At 42.8% G+C, this 1,909-nt stretch carries 1 protein-coding gene; it reads left to right on the plus strand.

What is annotated here, in order from left to right; translation table 11 throughout:
• Positions 1–121: 121 nt before the first annotated feature.
• Positions 122–1,909: hypothetical protein (locus AC1DVJ_RS30770; RefSeq protein WP_477596701.1), on the plus strand; the 1,788-nt coding region annotated here is incomplete at its 3' end.

Genomic DNA, 1,909 nt, shown 5'->3' on the forward strand with positions numbered 1-1,909 from the left:
ATGGCGAAGAGGATGTTTACGACTTGTAACCAACTATGATGTCCCCTACACATTGGTTTGGGAATGGATGTTAGCCAAGTGCAAATTTTTCGATTATCGAGGTAATCCGGAGCCTTACGCCTTGGAATTTGTAGAGCTCTTAGCGCAACGAAAGCCAGATCTGCTCCACAATATATACCCGGACCTAGATATTGCTTTACAGCCATATATCTCTGCTTTATTAATCAAGCATAATGGTGAAGATCGAGAGGCACTTGGATGGTTTGAAGGGCAATTTCAGCATGTTGCTAACAATGATAATATGGTCAAAGATAAAATGGACACGCTGAGAAACTGCGTCTATTTGGCTGTCACAGCTAAGAATTTCAGCAGCGTAGCATCTGAATTTCTAACAAAGCTGATAAGTGAAGACCCGATGGTCTTCGTTGCTAATTGCAGAATGGCCTTTTATCATGCTCGTGAAAAAGAATTACGTAAGATCCCATCCCTTTTGGAAGAGTATGGAGCACCCCGGGAGCACTATTTAATCAATCTGGCTGGGCCAGGACTTGGAAGCCGTGACGGGTCTTATGATGATATTTTAAGAGAAGAATTCGATATTCGACCGGAGAGCTTCAGGAAAGCAATTGCCATGTCACGCGTGTTGAAAACCTTGCATTTATGCCGCATTGTATGGGAGAAGGAAGAGGGGAAGCCATACTTAGCAGCAGCTCTTCAGGAATTCGCGAGCTATTTGGAGAGTTTAATTCCTAACGATCCTCAATTACATGCCTACTTCCGTGGAGAGATCCCATTTACAGACGTTGAACGATACTTGCTCCATCTAAATGAGACTTCAACAGGTTCTAACTATCGTAGATTGTTAGATATGAAGGATCTACGTAACCATTCAGAGATGTTTGATAGGGGACTCTGTTTCTTGGCCTATGCCGACAAGGAAACTTTATGGATCATGGGCAATTGGCTGTCCGACAAAGGATTCACGGTTAGTGAGCTTGCCGAACGAATCTCCAACGCAGGAGGGGATATTCGCGTATTGCTTTCGATGATTGTTAGCAAATCATATGCGAAGTACCAGACGGATGATGAGGTCTTCAATCAGACTGGTTACCAGTTTTTGAAAACATATATGCAGACTCAAGGGGGAGAGTTGGTTACCCTCTTGCAGGCTTCCGAGGATAACAAATATACGAAGAAGTTTATTCTCGAAGAGCTTTTYCAAAGTAATCAGGAGCAGTATATGCCGTTGGTTTCCACTTATCTGACGGATGATAACAAAGTGGTAAGGGATAGTTGTATCGCGTTGCTTCGGGAGCATCCAGAAGCTTTGCCCTATGTGAAGCCTTATCTTACCCATAAAAAGCCGGCCATGAGAGAGTCAACCGTGCAGCTCCTGTGCTATTGGAATGATGAGTCTTCTCACAAAGAACTTGGGCAAATGCTGGACTCAGAGAAAAATGAAAAAATTAAAATGCTTATTCTAAATACCTTAAAAGAAAAACCAGAGATCACACATCAGGAGCCGATTAGTAAAGACGATATCTCATCGTATTGCATGGCCAAACTCATGCATGCCAAGCTTCAGTCGCTAGACTGGATATCTTTCGGCCAATTACCTCCTGTAAAACTACAGGCTAATCAACAAATCACGGAGCCTGTAATTGTACAATATCTGTTGTACACCTACGCCATTCAGAATGAAATCGTCATGAATTGGGAAGCTCAATCCGTAGCAGAGCATCTCGAACCTGAGGGTTTKGCTAATGTAGCTTGGTTTCTTATGCAGATCTGGTTAGATTCAGGTGCAGATGTTCAAAAGAAATGGATAATGGCCTTTGCCTCGATGTTCGGCGATGAGCGAATTACTAATCAGTTACAATCCAGTATTAATAAATGGCCTTTAGAGTCA

It is taken from the genome of Paenibacillus sp. P4_A9 (assembly GCF_056402415.1).